The organism is Trichormus variabilis 0441, from assembly GCF_009856605.1.
In the GTDB taxonomy this organism is placed as follows: Bacteria; Cyanobacteriota; Cyanobacteriia; order Cyanobacteriales; family Nostocaceae; genus Trichormus; species Trichormus variabilis.
The window spans coordinates 2529827-2547842 of record NZ_CP047242.1 but is presented as its reverse complement, the minus strand read 5'-3'; the positions used below and the strand labels follow the sequence as shown (position 1 = coordinate 2547842).

Sequence of the window (18016 nt, the reverse complement as noted above, 5' to 3'; positions counted from 1 at the left end):
TGGCTGTAATACCGTTTCTTGATGAAGATGCACTTTATTCTGTACTGTAGAGACGTTGATGCAACGTCTCTACATCATTTATTTGGCGCAACTTCATAGAGAATTGGTATAAGCTATTAACTTTTTATTTCTTGCATTGATCATAAGTCGTTCAGTGGCTATGTTTTGTTCTTGAATATTCCTACTTTTTTATTGCGTTGTGCGTGTCGGTTATTAGTAGAACTTACCCATGAAAACGCAAGATCAAGGGTTTAGAGAAGGGTATAAATGTTTAAAACCCTTACACCCCTAAACCCCTAAACCCTTACACCCCTACGTAAGTCCTAATTAGTTATGTTGCCACTGGCCACTGACAAAAAACTCCATGACTATTGACTAAGAACTAAAACCCATTCTTGACTTTGGGGATTCCAAGTGGGTTGAGGCGTTTCTCCGACAACATAAGGACCCCAGTAGCGTCGGGAACCATCTTGGGCAAAGGCTACTAAAATATCGCCTTTTTCCAGTTTCATGCTTCCATTTGGTAGAGAGAGTATTAATCCTCTGGCACTACCTTCTTGGGGATCAAAATCCCAATGAGCAGGAACACCACTTTCTTTGGTAGTTGAGCCTTTATTGGCTGACTGGCGAGCTAATAAAGCCAATCGCACAGGTTGATCTGTTTGATTACTCATGCGTAATTTCCCCAGATGCTTGGTGTCACGGGGTAATGATTGGCGTGCAGCCAAGATGGAATTCGTTGGCTCACTCTTTTGCGTGATTAAATTCGTTGGTGAATTTGTTGTATTTACAACTTCAGTAGAATTACTCGGCAAAGACGAATTGGTTTTCATCTCTTCTATATCAGTAGATATACTTGAAGGAACATCTGGATTTGTAGCTTCAATTGATACTGTCATTCCCCAGCAACCTACCAGTAATCCCAGTAGACCCAAGGCGCAAGCTGTCACCACAGCGTTACGATACACTGAAGATTTCATATTGATATTGATTTTAGAAATAATTATTTTTGTAGGCTTGACCAAATAGTAGCCTATTCTCCCTAGAGATAATCAAGGAAAATTGCTTACTTCCTGGGTGTGGACTTCTGTAGAATTTGGCTCAAGAATGTAGCATAAGTATCAGTTTTTCTAAAAACTGGAAGCATGAATAATTACCTGATTTTTCAACTAAGAAAGGCTCTAAAAGCTTGATTATACTGGAAATGAAGTATAATTATATCCAGTCCAGGGGTATCTTAAAGTACATTAATTATATATTTATACTGATAGAGACAATAATAATTTTTGGGAAATAAGTAGTTTGAAGCACAGGCTATTTTCCCCCAAAACTGGATCTTGATCAACCAAAAATGTTTACATTTCGTAACATTTCTCCAGTGAATTAATCAGCTGCCCTTGCTTTAACTTGCACATCTTTCCGTTTTGACTATTAACCGTCAGTAGTCAACAAACCATACAAGAAATATACAAGGTTGGGCATTGCCCACCCTACAGATACTTAGAGGGTGTTTGAAAAGTCGAAAAGTATACTAGAAACCCCTCTCCAACCCTCTCCCCGAAAGGTCGAGAGGCTTTGAAACCCCCATTCCCTCGTAGGGAAGGGGGCTAGGGGGGTTAAGTTTTTAAGATTTTGGTGTTAGCAATGATACTTTTCAAACATCTTCTTAGATATTTTCAATAGCATCCCGGTAATTTGTGTCAAACTAATTTGATGGAGCATTCCTGACTGCCCATCATTTTCCAAAAACCTCACCGATGCAAAACACTCGTCTTAACAACTTGTTCGATACCATTGCTAGGCAGTTGGGGCAATGGTTTTTAAATCCTTGGCGGCGGTTGTCGCTACTATTGATTAGCTTTTTATTCGGCATTTTTCTGGGTACAGCAATCTCTACCACAGCAGGTCAAAGGTCAGAACTAGATATTGTGATCGCGGCATTTTTAGTATTTCTGACGGAGGTTACTAGCAGAATATTTTATATGCAGGGCTTTTTCGCTAGGCGATCGCTCTTAGTAGAATCACTCAATCTTCTCAAAGTCGGCTTTACCTATAGCCTGTTTATTGAAGCCTTTAAGCTGGGATCATAGTTAGAAGTGGGGAGGAGTTGGGCGACGTGATGCAAGTCGGGCAGAAGGAAGCGGCAGCAGCAGCTTTAGCAGATGAATTGAGGGCTAAAGCTTTTGGGATCACGCCGGCAAACGTAGAGGAAATGATCCGAGAGCGATCGCTTCTTTTACAAGCGGTGCTGCCAGCTTTTAATCAGTTCTGTCAAAATAATCTGAAAATACCACCAGAAAAAATGTTCCCGGTTTTGTGGGACTTATGGCTACCACTGGGAATGAAAATAGCCGCACAACATCAAAAGTTAAAACACCCCTTTATCCAAGGAATTTTAGGTAGTCAAGGAACTGGTAAAACTACCACTTCCCTAGTGATTCAGATCATTCTCCAGCAGTTGGGATATCGTACCTTAAGTTTGTCGCTAGATGACTTATATAAAACTTATAGCGATCGCCTAGCTTTACTACAGCAAGACCCTCGTTTAATTTGGCGTGGCCCCCCAGGAACCCATGATATCGATTTAGGTTTGAATGTTCTAGAACAAATCCGTCAAGGAAAAAGTCCTGTAATTGTTCCCCGCTTTGATAAATCTGCTCACTCTGGTGCAGGCGATCGCACTGATTCTGATGTCATTACAGGAGTTGATATTTTAATTTTTGAGGGATGGTTTGTTGGTGTCCGCCCAATTGATCCCAGCCTCTTTAATTTCCCCCCACCGCCGATTCTCACTAATGAAGATCAGGCTTTTGCCCGTGATATGAATCGTCAGTTAAATAATTATTTGCCACTATGGGAGAAATTAGACAGTTTAATTTTGTTATATCCCACAGATTACCGTTGCTCTCTGGAATGGCGCAAACAAGCTGAACAAAAAATGATTGCTGCTGGTAGAACAGGAATGTCAGATGCACAGATAGAAGAGTTTGTCAATTATTTTTGGCGATCGCTACATCCTGAATTATTTATTCAACCCTTATCTCAATGTGCTGCTCTAGTCGATTTAGTAGTTGAGATTCACCCTGATCATACATTTGGTCGAGTTTATCAACCGAATCGGTAATTGGTTATGGAGGAAATATCTGCCTTAACCTCTAACTTCTTACTCAAGCCAGTCGATGATGAGCATTTAAAAAATAAACAGGAGAAGATGATTGTTTAATATATTGTTGACAGCGATCGCGTCCGGCCATTTTAGCTTGATATAAGGCGCGATCGGCAGCATCGATAATTTCTTGAAAATCAGAGTTGGGTACAGGAATTTCTGTAGCTACCCCAGCACTAATGGTGACACAAGTATTAGCTTGAGAAGTCAGATGGGGAATTTGCAATTCTCGAACAGCAGAGCAGATGGCGTTAGCTAAATGAATAGCTCCCTCAGGATATGTTCTGGGTAGGATAACAGCAAATTCTTCGCCCCCATAACGAGCGACTACATCAGCCGGTCGATTAACGCAGTTTTCAATAGCTTTTGCCACCAATTGTAAACAGCGATCGCCCGCCCGATGACCATAAGTATCGTTGTAAGCTTTAAAAAAATCGACATCACAAAGAATCAGAGATAAGGGTAGTTGATCCCGCGCCATACGTTGCCACTCTTGAGCGCAATATTCCTCAAATCTGCGGCGGTTGGCTACTTGAGTTAACTCATCAATCGTCACCAACCTTTGCAATTCTCTGTTAGCCGCTTCTAGCTTTTGTTGGAGATGGGATTGCTGAATTAAACGTTTGACCCGTTGACGCAAAACTGGCCAGTGAATAGGTTTGGTAACATAATCAATTGCTCCCACCTCAAATGCCCGATCAACTGATTCTTGATCCTCTAGTCCAGTAATCATTAAGACTGGTGTGTATTTACCATCTTCTAGTAGCTGCAAACGAGTGCAACACTCAAAGCCGTCCAGGTCAGGCATAATCGCATCCAGCAGTACTATATCAGGTTGCAGTTCTTGAAAAATAGTCAAAGCCTTTCTACCATCTTCAGCCTCGGCTGTGCGATAGCCTTCACATTGTAGAGAAAGCCGCAACTGCGCTCGGATGAACGGTTCATCATCAACAATGAGAATGAGGGACGGGCTTTCTGGAACTGTATTTTTCATGGTGTCTCCTTGTTCACTTCTCTGTACAAAGCCGTTTTGACTAGTTCATACTCTTGACATAACTGTGAGCCAAGTTCTATACAACCCTCTAGATTGTTATTGCGACCCTTAGCTTCTAGCAATTTACAAAGTTGTGCTAGAAAAACCGCCCCAACTGAGCCACTACTGGATTTAAATTTGTGCGCTGTCTTCCATATTCCTTGGGTATCTTCCGTATTAATAGCTACATTTAAATTTTCAATCAATTTAGGGGATTCAGTAAGGTAACAGTTGATTAATTCGGCAAATGCTACTTTATCTCCTCCTAACATATCCCGTAATGCTTGTAAAATCTTTGTATCTATTGTGGCAAATTTTAAATCACTAATATCTGTAAAAGTCTGATTTTGGCTACTGGTTTTCTCCAGTGCTTTCTCTGTAGAACTAGTTGAGGGGTGACATTTGCCCAGTGCCTTGGCTAACTCCTCAAGTTGTAAAGGCTTACTAATGTAGTGATCCATTCCCGCCGCCAAGCAAGCTTCGCGATCGCCCCGCATAGCATTAGCGGTCATAGCGATAATATATGGACGAGAACGAGGACTCCAAGTTTGACAAATGATTTGGCTGGCTTTCAACCCGTCCATTTCTGGCATATTCACATCCATCAGCACTACATCATAGGACTGACGTTGTAAAGCTTCCAGCACTTCTAGTCCATTAGCCACTACATCTGCCCGATAACCCAATTTTTTCAGGATCAGCAGAGCCACTTTCTGATTCACCACTATATCTTCTGCAAGCAAAATGCGTAGAGGTATCTGCTGTGCCAGACATGAATTGACTTGAGCGGAACGATCAGGAACAACACTAGCACGGATAGGTTGATTGCCCAAACTTGCAGCTAAGACATCAAAAAGTTGAGATTGTTTAATTGGTTTATTTAGACAGGCTGCAAATTCGATATCACTCAAGTCAGTATCTGGTTGACCCCAAGAAGTTAAAATCACCAAGGGTAAGTGTTGATAACTGGGACGCTGACGAATTTGCCTTGCCAGTGTCAGACCGTCCATTTCCGGCATCTGCACATCCAAAATGGCAATATCAAAGGCCATTCCCTGGTCTATCAGCGCTAAAGCTTCAGCACCAGATGGGGCTGTGTAAGTTTCCATCTGCCAAGGTTCGGCTTGTAATCTCAAAATCTGGCGATTTGTTGGATTATCATCGACAATTAATAACCGTTTACCGCTCAGTTGAACTGGGGAAGTGATGGAAGTCTCTAAATCTGCATGAGCCACCACAGGCACAGTCATAGAAAAATAAAAGGTGGAACCTGTAGCCACAGAAGCAGATGAGATTGAGTTTTTACGTTGCCATCCAGGGGGAGGGTTTCCACCAACGCACCCCCGACTTTCTACCCAAAGATAGCCGCCCATCATTTCACCCAATCTTTTGCTGATAACGAGTCCTAGTCCTGTACCCCCATATTTTCTTGTCATCGAGGCATCAGCCTGGACAAATGGTTGAAATAACAAATCCATTGTTTCCGGGGCAATACCAATACCTGTATCTTTGATGGTAAAGATAATTTCGCAGCAGTTCTTGGTTTTTTGGTTGGGTGATGGCTGGCTACGCACAGAGACTACAACTTCTCCTTCTGGGGTAAATTTGATCGCATTATTGAGGAGATTCGTCAAAATCTGCCGCAGGCGAGTTAAATCTCCAGCGATTTGCATGGGTACCTGGGGATGAATCAGGTAAGCGAGTTCAATATCTTTTTGGGCAGCTTTAGCGGCTAAGAGGTCGATGACTTGTTCTACACAAGTCCTCACCTCAAAAGGTTGTTCTTCCAGTTCTAACTTACCAGATTCAATTTTGGAGAAATCCAGAATGTCATTAATAATACTCAACAAAGCATCGCCACTTGTGAGAACTGTCTCCACAAAGTCGCGTTGTTGGGAAGTTAATTCCGTATCTAAGAGTAATCCTGTCATGCCGATCACAGCATTCATAGGAGTGCGGATTTCGTGGCTCATCATAGCCAAAAATTCGCTTTTTGCCCGATTAGCGGCTTCTGCTGCCCTTTTTGCTTGTTCTAAGGCAAAATTTTTGATAGTGAGTTCTTCCCGTTGGCGGGTTTCCTGCTCTAATAACTGAGCTTGAGCTAACGCTATGCCCAATTGAGCAGCCACTGCTTCTAGTAATTCAATTTCTTCAGGAGTCCACTGGCGAAAATACTTACACTGATGTAAACAAATAGCTCCGTTAGGCTCCCCTTGATAGGAAGTGCGGACAGCTAGCATGGACTTGACCCCAATTTCACAGCAGCTAGGTACTGCTGTTTGTAGTAAAGGATCGGTGTAGACATTGGCAGAGGCGATCGCCTTATCCTGGGACATCATTTGTAAAATGTGACGATTCCCAGTGGTAGTAAATTCCCATTTCTGCATTGAGCAGTAATCGAGAACGTTGTTATATTCAGCGACTAAGGGAATATGTGGGTCATGATGACTAATGTAAGAATGTATCAGGCAGCGATCGACTGCTAAAGCTTGGCCAATTTGGGTGGCAGCTGTTTCAAAAATTTCTTTACTATCGAGACTTTGGCGAATTTTTTGGGTAATTTTTTCTAGTAATAGGGTTCTGTGTAATTGTCTTTGTAAGGCTTCTTGCGCTTCTATGCGTTCAGTAATGTCTTTGATAGAACCAACCATCCGCACCGGATTACCCCGCTCATCCCATTGACCAGTTGCATGAACTAATACCCACTTATAGCTGTCATCGTTGCAACGCAAACGATACTCCACCACATAATTAGGAATTTTCCGACTAAGACAATCTTGTCTAACTGCCATCACCCGCTCATAATCATCAGGATGAATGCGGCTAATGCAATCTGCATGATCAGCTATGGGTTGATAGTTTTGTTCTTTGATGAGTTCTGCCCACCGCGCAGAACGAAACGTTTCATTGGTGATAATATTCCAATCCCAAATAGCGTCTTGATTACCTTCAATGACTAATTGCCAACGTTCTTCACTTTTTCTCAGAGCTGCTTCGGCTTGTTTGCGTTCAGTAATATCAATAGCAATACCGCCAATTAAACACTCATCAGGTTTACTAGATATGGGAAATTTATAAACCAAAAAATCTCGCACTGTGCCATCACTACAAGGTACAGACTCTACAGTTTCCATAACTTGATGGGTACGCGCAACTATTTGGATAGTTTCTCGGAAAGTTTGAATCAATTCGGGTGGATAAATATCAAAAATATTTGTACCAATGAGTTCTTGTGTTGGTAATTGAAAAGTCCGCCGATAAGTTTCGCTTAGATAAACAATTGTGCCATCTATATCCGTAATCCAAGCAGGTGTGGGGCTATGATTCATGAAAGCTTGAAAACGTTCTTCGCTACGCCTGAGCAATAATTCAGCGTGCTTGCGTTCAGTAATGTCACGATTGACGCTAATTGTGGCGACAGTTTGTCCCTGGTCATCTTGTAGGGCAACGATGGTTGTTTCACAAATTCCTTGACTACCATCCTGACGCACAAAGTTAATTTCTCCTGACCAGCGCCCCTGCTTGGTGATTTCTGCAATAATGGCGCTGTTTAAGGCTGCATCTTCTTCTACCTTGTGCAGAATACTAATACTTTGTCCACAAATATGGTCTTTGCTATAACCAAACATCCTTTCTGCGGCAGGATTCCAGTCCAGAATTTGCCCTTGTAAGTTGGTGATAATCACACCATCGTAAATATTTTCAAAGGTGAGGGCTTGCCGTCGTAAAGAAGCTTCTGCTTGTTGGCGATCGCTAATATCAGTTTGAATCCCAATAAAGTGACTTAACTGGCCATTATCGTTATAAATGGGCGAGACGCTCAACTGATTCCAAAACAAACTGCCATCTTTGCGATAGTTACGCAGAATCACCTTACAATTTTTGCCTGCTTTGAGTGCTGACCTCAACTCTTCGATTGCTGGTTGTGTCGTGTCGTTACCTTGCAAAAAACGACAGTTGCGTCCGACGATTTCTGTAGCTTTGTAACCTGTGATCTGCTCAAAGGCAGAGTTCACATATATTACTGGATAATTGGGAAGTTTAGCATCGCTAATAACAATGCCATTACTGCTGGCGGCTAATGCTCTCTCCCGTAATCTCAAAGTTTCTTCCACTCGCTTGAGGTCGGTAATATCAAACATGAACCCCCGCAGCATTACGGGAGTTCCATCAACTTCCACTACATTCACAACGTCTCGTAACCAGACAACTCTGCCGTCAGCAGCTAGCATTCGGTATTCCAACTCGTGGTTTTGCCCTTTGTTGGCCGCTTCCTGGCAAAATCTCACAGCCCAATCTCGGTCATGGGGATGTAGATGATTGTCCCAGAAATTTTCCTCGTACCATTGAGCAATAGGGTATGCCAGTAAAGTTTCTGCTTGCGGCCCAACATAGGTGAAATGCTGAGTTTTTAAGTCAACTTCCCAAGGTATAACTCTGACTGTTTCTAATAACTCTCGCAAACGGTTTTCACTGGCACGCAAGGCAATTTCTACCTGTGTTTGTTTTTCAATTCTGTCAGCTAGTTCTTGGTTGATTCTGCCAATCTGATGGTTACTAAGTTTGGTGGCTTGAGCAAAATAAATTAGTAGGGTGACTGCCCCAGCGTTGAAAATTCCGGCTACTAATACAACTGTTGGTAGAGGTGAATATAAATCTTTTAATAGTTCTGGGGTTGGGTAAATCTGCAATTGCCAAGTCATCCCATCAAAGTTGATGTTTACTGACTGTTGCCAAGATGGTAGGGTTGAGGACTGTCTATCTTGGCCATAGATCAACTCTTGACCATCAAATACTCTAATCTTGTAACCTGGTGCTATGTGTAAAACTGACTCAAAGAACTGTTTAACCTGAAAAATTCCTAAGACCGCACCACCAAACTTATCTCCCATCCATAAAGGTACACAAGCGAAAAATACCCGATCGCCTTGGTTGAGATTAACTGTATGAGTTAGCGTAGTTTCATGGCTTGGCTGTGCTGTTGCTCCCTTACATTGTGGGAATTTTGGCATTATCTCTAAATTCTCGGCTGCTTTGTTTTTTGCTACAGAAACAGACCGCAGTACTTGCCATGATGGGTCAACCAGCTTGATGGCTTGATAACCTCCGTAATCTTCAAGATATGCTCTTGCTTCTAGTTCCCATTGTGCCTGGGGAATGCTGCCGTGCATTTCCCAGTGTTTACCTATACGTTTTAATGCCAGAATGCGAGTCTTCAGTTGTGTTACTAATTCAGTTTGGGTGGCGATCGCTTGCTGTTTGATCAACTGTTGAATTTTGATTTCTTCTTCGGCTTGTAGTCTTAGCCACAGCATCACCACAACCAATAAAATCACAATACCAAGCAAAAACGGCAGCAAATTTTGTTTGCTTAAAAAGTTTACTGGATTACATCGGTGATGTTTGTGCTGCCTATTCACTTATTCCACCTCCAGCACATTTGATATAAGTCACACTACTTAACACTAGTCTTCATTTGTATGTCAATAAAAACACTAATAATAGCAGGACATTTACTTAAATTATTTCTCGAAAAAATCAGGTGGGAAATCCTCACCTGAGTTAAGTAGTTTTTATTGCAGAATTTTTATGGTAAATTCTTTATAAAAACTGTGCAAGAGATATTAATTGATATTTGCTTACTACACAACAAAAATTAATTTAACTTTAATATTTATATATCTAATCACAATCAAAGTTATTAACTTAAACCATAGCTAAAATAGCTTAAATATGTGATTATTAACCTGTTATTTGCTGTTAAATATAGTTATTTTTTTTATTAAAAATAAGACAGGTATATTGGTTAGACAATCTGGGTGAAAGTTCTATGTCTTTTTAGTTTTCATAAGGAAACAAAATACGCTAGTGCATTAATTTTTAAATCCTGAAAAGTTACAAAATCAACACCCTAGAGCCAGAGGCGTGTGCGTGTTCCCGACTTGAAAGCACCGGTGTTGGTTTTCTACCGTTCCGATTTCGTCCGGCGTGAGCGTTCGACTGAGCGCTCACGCCGAAGCCTACCTTGGAAAAAAGGATGTCTTGCCTACAATGCTACTCGGTTTTAAACCTAACTTTTTCCAGTAAATAATCAATAACTACCAACAAAAAATGCTTACTTTATATGAATTTTGATTTCTGTAGCTTGCTTTCCTGGGTCGGCGTAAGCCTCCCCGTAGGATATTCCGCCTTGTAGACTTTCTGCTTAGTTACTAGCCTCTTGATTGAATGCTCTTAACTAAATCATAAAAAGGTTGCCAATTATCTTCTTGAACAATCGGTTCCCAAGCTTCTTCGATGGTGGGTCTCAATAATGAAGTTTTTGGATTGTAGTAAGTAAGATTCTGAGCAATTATCTTCACTTGTTCATAGTCGAAATTATTGAGAATTTTATGGTAAAGCACACACCAATTATCAAAGTTTGCATCTGTACCTGATGGAGGAACAATATCTGAACCACTTAATACCAGTCCTGGCTCATCTCTCCATTTAACTGAAAATGTACGCGCCATCTCATAGAAAAACTGGTGATAGCCAACTTGACTCTCTTGTAAAAACTTGAGGGTGAGGCTTAAAAGCTCTTCTGCTTCTGGGGTGGTTAACTGCTCAAAGCCTAATTTTTTCAACATCAAAGAGTGATATTCTGCATGGCAATACTCATTAAATTTGGCTAATCCAGCTTCCATATCAGCTTTATCAATAACTGCTCTTAATGGGACTTGCAGCATTTCCAGGTTCCACTGACAAATACTTGGTTGTTGGATGTAACAATAGCGTCCGTAATAATCAAAATATGCAGCTGTAAAGTAGGGATTATAAGTAGGAATAAACGCATAAGGCCCGTAGTCAAAGCTTTCCCCAGTAATTGACATATTGTCAGTGTTGAGAACTGCATGACAAAAGCCTGCGGCCATCCATTGAGCGACTAATTCTGCCACCCGTTTCACTAATTCCGCATAAAATAAAGCATACTTATCTGATTCATGGGTTAGGTGTTGGTAATAATGCTCAATTACATGATCTAAGAGTTTCTTAATTAAATCTGAGCGTTGAAAATAGTGCAGACGCTCAAAAGTCCCAAAACGAATATGAGACTTGTTCATCCTCACCATCACCGATGAACGGGTGGGTGAAGGTTCATCACCGCGCCACAAACCTAAACCAGTTTCTATCATGGTGAGACAGCGAGAGGTTCTAACTCCTAATTGGTGTAATGCTTCGGCGGCTAAAACCTCTCTCACACCACCTTTGAGTGTCAGCATTCCATCGCCACCACGAGAATAGGGTGTTCTTCCAGAACCTTTTGTCCCAAAGTCATACAGTTCGCCATCAGTACCGCGAACTTGTCCATACAAAAAACCTCTACCATCACCCAAGTTGGGGTTATACTCACCGAATTGATAGCCGTGGTAACGCAGTGCTAACAGTGGCTTGCGTCCTTGGAATAAACCAAAAGCGGTGATGAAATCTTCATCTGTCACTGTTTGCGGGTCTAGTCCCAGTCTTGGTAGTATCGCGTCATTCCGCCAGCGTAGGGTGAGTTGAGGAAATTCGGCGGCTGTGACTTCATCATAGTAGTCGTTACCCAAAGATTCTAAGGCTGGTTCGTAGTTCAGGGTAATCAAAGGATTGGGATGATTTTCGGTATTGAAAGTTTCCGCTAAAGTCATTGATAAGCCAGGCTTAATTGATTCTTCCCTCAATACTATCGTCCTAGCTAAGTTCTTGTGAATCGCCAACTAAACTTGGCAATTTCAGCCAGCATAAATACTCAATCTATAGTTTTAGATAATAGTTTGTATTGATAAATCCCCAGGTTTTTACCAGAAAATTACATCAATATATGGATCAATTGAGTAAATCCCCTTCTTCATAAATGCTCATCATTGATAAACATCGATACATTGAATGAATATATCTACTTTTGTCTGCGAAGATAAATTTTTACTTATATAACCAATCTAATATTTATTTAATAATTACCTGTTCAAAGTTAACCACTTTGAGAATAAAACCTGTAAACTAAATTTCAATACAGCGAGCGACCGCAAGGAAAGCTCAAGTAAAGCCAAGTAATTTAGCTATTTTTATTTACTCAGTAGTGATTCAATCTATTTCTGCATAGAAATAGAGGGGATCGTTTTACTCAGTATGGTGAAAAAAGTTTTTGTATATTGCACGAAACATCTGTTTCGCCTGCATAAATTGTCATGTCTACAAAAATTTAAATTCGACTCAAGGGGCTATATATGACAGAGTTTTTTAATCAATTTTCTCGCCGCAAGTTTATAGTTACAGCAGGAGCTTCGGCAGGTGCAGTGTTCCTCAAAGGTTGCTTGGGAAATCCGCCTGAGACTACCGGAGGAACACAATCTGCACCAACTGCTCAACCTGCTGCTAATGTTAGCGCAGAGCAAGCACCAGAAGTCACTACTGTGAAGTTGGGATATATTCCCATTGTGGAATCGGCTCCTTTAATTATTGCCAAAGAAAAAGGTTTCTTTGCTAAATATGGATTAACTAATGTAGAACTTTCTAAACAAGCTTCTTGGGGTTCTGCTAGAGATAACGTAGAAATTGGTTCGGCTGGTGGTGGTATTGATGGCGGTCAATGGCAAATGCCTATGCCACACTTGATTACCGAAGGTTTAATTACTAAGGGTAATCAAAAGATACCCATGTATGTGTTATGTCAATTAATTACACATGGGAATGGAATTGCGATCGCTAACAAGCACCAAGGTAAAGGTATCAGTTTAAAATTAGAAGGCGCTAAGTCTTTATTTAGCCAACTCAAGTCTTCTACACCCTTCACTGCCGCTTTCACTTTCCCCCACGTCAACCAAGACTTATGGATTCGCTACTGGTTAGCCGCAGGCGGTATTGACCCAGATGCAGATGTCAAACTGCTGACAGTCCCGGCGGCGCAAACTGTAGCTAACATGAAAACCGGCACAATGGACGCTTTCAGCACAGGTGACCCCTGGCCATTCCGCTTGGTCAACGACAAAATTGGCTACATGGCCGCCTTAACCGCAGAGATTTGGAAAAATCACCCAGAAGAATACTTGGCAATGAGAGCTGATTGGGTGGATAAATACCCCAAAGCAACCAAAGCGTTACTCAAAGGCATTATGGAGGCGCAACAGTGGTTAGATAATTTTGACAACCGCAAAGAAGCAGCTCAAATTCTGGCTGGAAGAAATTATTTCAACCTCAATAATCCAGAAATTCTGGCAGACCCATACGTCGGCAAATATGATATGGGTGATGGTCGCAAAATTGATGATAAATCAATGGCGGCTTACTACTGGAAAGATGAAAAAGGTAGTGTTTCTTATCCCTACAAGAGTCATGATTTGTGGTTCATCACAGAAAATGTACGTTGGGGATTCTTACCCAAAGATTACCTAGCTAATGGTGCAGCTAAAGCCAAAGAATTAATCGATAAAGTCAACCGCGAAGATATTTGGAAAGAAGCGGCTAAAGAGGCGGGAATTGCTGCGGCTGATATTCCCACAAGTACATCTCGCGGTGTTGAAGAATTCTTTGATGGCACAAAATTTGACCCCGAAAAGCCAGACGAATATCTCAAGAGCCTGAAAATCAAGAAAGTTAGTGTTTAGTCATTAGTTAACAGTCATCAGTCATCAGTCATCAGTCATCAATCAAGAGAATCGCTACACTCTTGAGTCAAGTTTTCCTTCCATAAGTCGTCATCTGAGGAGCATAAATTAACATGACCGTCGCACAGAAAAGACCAGTAAATCCTAGATTTGATAACAGTTTCTTATCAAGTTTACAAAAGCAGTTTCCTGATTTATTCCCGCCAGCGATCGCCATTGTAATTTTTCTGGTAATCTGGCAATTATTCTCGTGGACTCCTGGCGCTACATTACCAGGCCCTGTACAAGTAATCCAAGACACCTGGATACTCATTTTGTATCCCTTTTACGATAAAGGTGGCACAGACAAAGGTCTATTTTGGCAAATTTTAGCCAGTCTCCAACGGGTAGCAATCAGCTATAGCTTAGCGGCCGTTGTTGGCGTTGCCTTAGGGGTTTTAATTGGCATTAATAAAACCATGTCTAAAGCTTTAGACCCCATATTCCAATTACTACGGACTGTACCACCTTTGGCTTGGGTTCCCATTTCCTTGGCAGCTTTAAGACAAAACGAACCAGCAGCATTATTCGTAATTTTCATCACTGCCATTTGGCCTATCTTAATTAACACGGCAGTAGGCGTAACTCAAATTCCCCAAGATTACAACAACGTTGCTAAAGTTCTTCAACTTAGCCGCAAAGAATACTTCACCAACATCCTTATTCCCTCTGCTTTACCCTACATTTTCACTGGCTTGAGAATAGCGATTGGTTTAGCTTGGTTAGCGATTATCGCCGCAGAAATCGTTATGTCCGGTATCGTTGGGATTGGCTTTTTCATCTGGGATGCTTATCAAAACAACAACGTCAGCGAAGTAATTTTAGCCCTGGTCTACATCGGTGTTGTTGGTCTGATTCTCGATAAGTTAATGGCTTGGTTGCAAAACAAAATCTTACCAGCAGAACAGAAATAGACATTAGTCAATAGTCATTAGTCAATAGTCATTAGTTAATGGCTATTGACCAAGCGAACAAAGTCATGGGGAACAAAGGAAATGAGCGTATTTGTTGCAGTTGACCAAATTGATAAGGTATTTGAATTAACCGGTGGTGGGAAATATATCGCCCTCAAAGGAATTGACCTCCAAATTAGAAAAGGTGAGTTTGTTTCTTTGATTGGTCACTCCGGTTGCGGTAAGTCCACTTTATTGAATATGATTGCTGGTTTGGATTTGCCAACTGAAGGTATAGTCACCCTGGAAGGACAAAGAATTAGCAGACCAGGGCCAGACCGGATGGTGGTTTTCCAAAACTATTCTTTGTTGCCTTGGCGGACGGTGAGAGAAAATATTGCCCTAGCTGTCAACTCAGTCATGAAGGGAATGCCGGAAGCTGAACGCAAATCAATTGTAGAAAAACATATAGATATGGTGGGTTTGCGTCCCCACGCCGATAAACAACCGGGGATGTTGTCTGGGGGACAAAAACAACGGGTAGCGATCGCCCGTGCCTTGGCAATTCGTCCTAAACTATTACTATTGGATGAACCCTTTGGCGCTTTGGATGCTCTGACCAGAGGGAATTTGCAAGAACAGTTAATGCAAATCTGCGAAGAAAATGAAGTCACGGCGGTAATGGTGACTCACGACGTAGATGAAGCCGTGCTGTTGTCTGACAGAATTGTCATGCTGACCAACGGCCCCGAATCCAAAATTGGTGACATCCTAGAAGTTGATATCCCCAGACCCCGGAAACGCATGGAAGTAGTAGAACACCCAAGCTACTACAGTTTGCGGAGTGAGATGATTTACTTCCTCAACCAACAAAAGCGGGTGAAGAAAATTCGCGCCCGGAAAACCGCAGATGTGGCTCGTCACGGGTTAGAAAAAGTTAACCTAGAAATTGGTTTCTTACCTTTGACAGCTTGCGCCCCTCTAGCTGTAGCCAAAGAAAAAGGTTTCTTTACTAAGCATGGTTTGGATGAAGTCAACTTAGTGCGGGAAACTAGCTGGCGGGGTATTGTGGATGGCATGAAAGGCGGTTATATAGATGCTGCCCAAATGCCTTCCGGGATGCCCATGTGGTTAACCTTGGGTGGACATGATAACCAACCCCTACCTGTGGTTACCGCCCTCACCATGACCCGTAACGGTAACGCCATCACCTTGGCGAAACGCTTTTATGATGAAGGTGTTCGCAGCTTATCGGACTTCAAAAATTACCTCTTGCGTACCCGTGACCAACGTCACATCATGGGGGTAGTCCATCCCGCATCCATGCACAATTTATTGCTACGTTACTGGTTAGCGGCTGGTGGAATTGACCCCGATTTAGATGTGGATATGAGAACCATCCCGCCAGCGCAGATGGTAGCCGACTTGCAAAACAAAAGTATTGACGGTTATTGCGTGGGTGAACCTTGGAATTACCGCGCCGCCGTAGAAAATATCGGCTTTACCATCGCTACCGACTTGGAAGTGTGGTTGGGACACCCTGGCAAAGTCCTTGGGGTGCGGGAAGATTGGGCAGAAAAATATCCTAATACCCACATCGCCTTGACTAAAGCTTTGCTGGAAGCCTGTGAATATTGTTCTCGACCAGAAAATGTCGAAGAAGTCAGAAGAATTGTGGCAGGTAGAGATTACGTCAGCACAGATTTAGATTACATTCAACTGGAAGACCCAAATAGCCTTGTCTGTGATATAGACCACCCATTACGAGACTACGCCCACCACCAGTTTTTTGCCCAGTCAGCCATCAACCGTCCCAGCCGTACCGAACAAATCTGGATTATGAGTCAGTTGGCGCGCTGGGGTGATACGCCTTTCCCCAGAAACTGGGTAGAAGTTGTAGAACGGGTTTGTCGTGTACGCGTTTTCAGTACCGCCGCCAGAGAATTAGGTCTGGACATCAGCTACACTCGCCAACCCATCGAATTATTTGATGGCACACCCTTTAACGCCGACGACCCCATAGCCTATCTCAACAGCCTGCACATTAAGCGTGATTTCTCCATTGCGGAAGTCATCTTAGACTCGCCAACCAGAAGAGTAGCTTAACGATTCAAAATTCAAAATACTCCTATCGGAGAAGCAAGCTACAAAATTCAAAATCACAGCCAGTATGGTGCGTTAGGACTAACGTCCTTAACGCACCCTACCAAACTCCCCCAAATCATACCCCCTTCACCACCATGCAAAACCGTAGTTCAAGCGTTACCGAAACCACCAGAAGCAGACAGGAAAGACACTCGGTTAGTGCGACTAACAACAGACCTTTCCTAGAAATTAAAGACGTTAGTAAAGTCTATCCCACCAAGAAAGGCCCCTTCACCGTCCTTGATGGCGTTAACTTAAATGTAGAACAGGGTGAATTTCTCTGTGTTATTGGTCACTCTGGTTGTGGTAAATCCACACTACTAAATATGGTGTCTGGTTTTAACTTTCCTACCTCCGGGCAAGTTTTACTGGAAGGTCAACCCATCACCCAACCTGGCCCCGATAGAATGGTGGTGTTTCAAAACTATGCCCTCCTTCCTTGGCGGACTGCTTTTGAAAATATCTATCTAGCGGTGAATGCTGTTTACCCCAACAAGCCAGAACCAGAGAAAAGGGCAATTGTCCGGGAACATTTGGCAATGGTGGGACTGGCTGATGCGATGGAGAAAAAACCCATGCAAATGTCAGGGGGTATGAGACAACGGGTATCTATTGCCCGTGCTTTGGCAATTCGTCCCAAAGTCCTGATTTTAGACGAACCTTTTGGGGCGCTAGATGCCATCACCAAAGAGGAATTACAAGAAGAATTGTTGAAAATCTGGGGTGATAATCGCTGCACAGTATTGATGATTACCCACGACATCGATGAGGCGCTATTTTTAGCCGACAAATTGGTAATGATGACCAACGGCCCCCACGCCAAAATCGGTGAAGTGTTGGAAATTCCATTTTCTCGCCCACGCGATCGCGCCCGTATAATGGAAGATCCAGAATACTATAAACTGCGTAACTACGCCCTAGACTTTCTCTTTAATAGATTTGCCCATGATGATGTGGGATAACAACGTTCCCCAGATGACGACTGTTAGCACTTAGGTAAAAGATAAAAGGTAACATCACCCGATTTTACCACTTATCTTCTACCTTTTTTTTAAATAGCAATCATCAATAATTTGTGAGATACTAGATCCCCGACTTCTTTGAGAAGTCGGGG

General features: G+C 42.3%; 10 protein-coding genes. 6 read left to right on the top strand and 4 right to left on the bottom strand.

The annotated features are described in order from the left end of the window. Nucleotides 1-368: 368 nt before the first annotated feature. A complete protein-coding gene (locus GSQ19_RS10415; protein ID WP_011317881.1) occupies nucleotides 369-980 on the bottom strand; it encodes a hypothetical protein in 612 nt (203 codons plus the stop codon). Between the two features lie 777 nt (nucleotides 981-1757). Here GSQ19_RS10415 and GSQ19_RS10410 point away from each other — a divergent pair. Continuing rightward, nucleotides 1758-2090 (top strand): DUF565 domain-containing protein, encoded by a 333-nt coding sequence (locus GSQ19_RS10410; protein ID WP_011317880.1) that lies wholly within the window; start codon nucleotides 1758-1760, stop codon nucleotides 2088-2090. 29 nt (nucleotides 2091-2119) lie between these two features. Continuing rightward, nucleotides 2120-3124, top strand: coding sequence for a glycerate kinase (locus GSQ19_RS10405; protein WP_011317879.1), 1005 nt, complete (start codon nucleotides 2120-2122; stop codon nucleotides 3122-3124). Between the two features lie 43 nt (nucleotides 3125-3167). On the opposite strand, the gene GSQ19_RS10400 is transcribed toward GSQ19_RS10405, so the two are convergent. The 3 genes from GSQ19_RS10400 to GSQ19_RS10390 form a co-directional block, all read right to left on the bottom strand. Beyond that, nucleotides 3168-4160 (bottom strand): response regulator, encoded by a 993-nt coding sequence (locus GSQ19_RS10400; protein ID WP_011317878.1) that lies wholly within the window; start codon nucleotides 4158-4160, stop codon nucleotides 3168-3170. Continuing rightward, nucleotides 4157-9619, bottom strand: a complete 5463-nt coding sequence (locus tag GSQ19_RS10395; RefSeq protein WP_011317877.1) for a PAS domain S-box protein — start codon at nucleotides 9617-9619, stop codon at nucleotides 4157-4159. The genes GSQ19_RS10400 and GSQ19_RS10395 overlap by 4 nt, the downstream gene beginning before the upstream one ends. 792 nt (nucleotides 9620-10411) lie before the next feature. Further along, complete coding sequence (locus GSQ19_RS10390) at nucleotides 10412-11869, bottom strand: protein adenylyltransferase SelO (RefSeq protein ID WP_011317876.1); 1458 nt, start codon at nucleotides 11867-11869, stop codon at nucleotides 10412-10414. A 579-nt stretch (nucleotides 11870-12448) separates the two neighbouring features. Here GSQ19_RS10390 and GSQ19_RS10385 point away from each other — a divergent pair. From GSQ19_RS10385 to GSQ19_RS10370, 4 genes are all read left to right on the top strand, one after another. Continuing rightward, nucleotides 12449-13825: a CmpA/NrtA family ABC transporter substrate-binding protein gene (locus GSQ19_RS10385; protein WP_011317875.1), complete on the top strand. Its 1377-nt coding sequence runs from the start codon at nucleotides 12449-12451 to the stop codon at nucleotides 13823-13825. Between the two features lie 113 nt (nucleotides 13826-13938). After that, a complete protein-coding gene (ntrB, locus tag GSQ19_RS10380; RefSeq protein ID WP_011317874.1) occupies nucleotides 13939-14778 on the top strand; it encodes a nitrate ABC transporter permease in 840 nt (279 codons plus the stop codon). An 81-nt stretch (nucleotides 14779-14859) separates the two neighbouring features. Beyond that, nucleotides 14860-16863: an ABC transporter ATP-binding/substrate-binding protein gene (locus GSQ19_RS10375; protein WP_011317873.1), complete on the top strand. Its 2004-nt coding sequence runs from the start codon at nucleotides 14860-14862 to the stop codon at nucleotides 16861-16863. A 134-nt stretch (nucleotides 16864-16997) separates the two neighbouring features. After that, nucleotides 16998-17864 (top strand): nitrate ABC transporter ATP-binding protein, encoded by an 867-nt coding sequence (locus GSQ19_RS10370; RefSeq protein ID WP_011317872.1) that lies wholly within the window; start codon nucleotides 16998-17000, stop codon nucleotides 17862-17864. The last annotated feature ends 152 nt before the right edge of the window (nucleotides 17865-18016 follow it).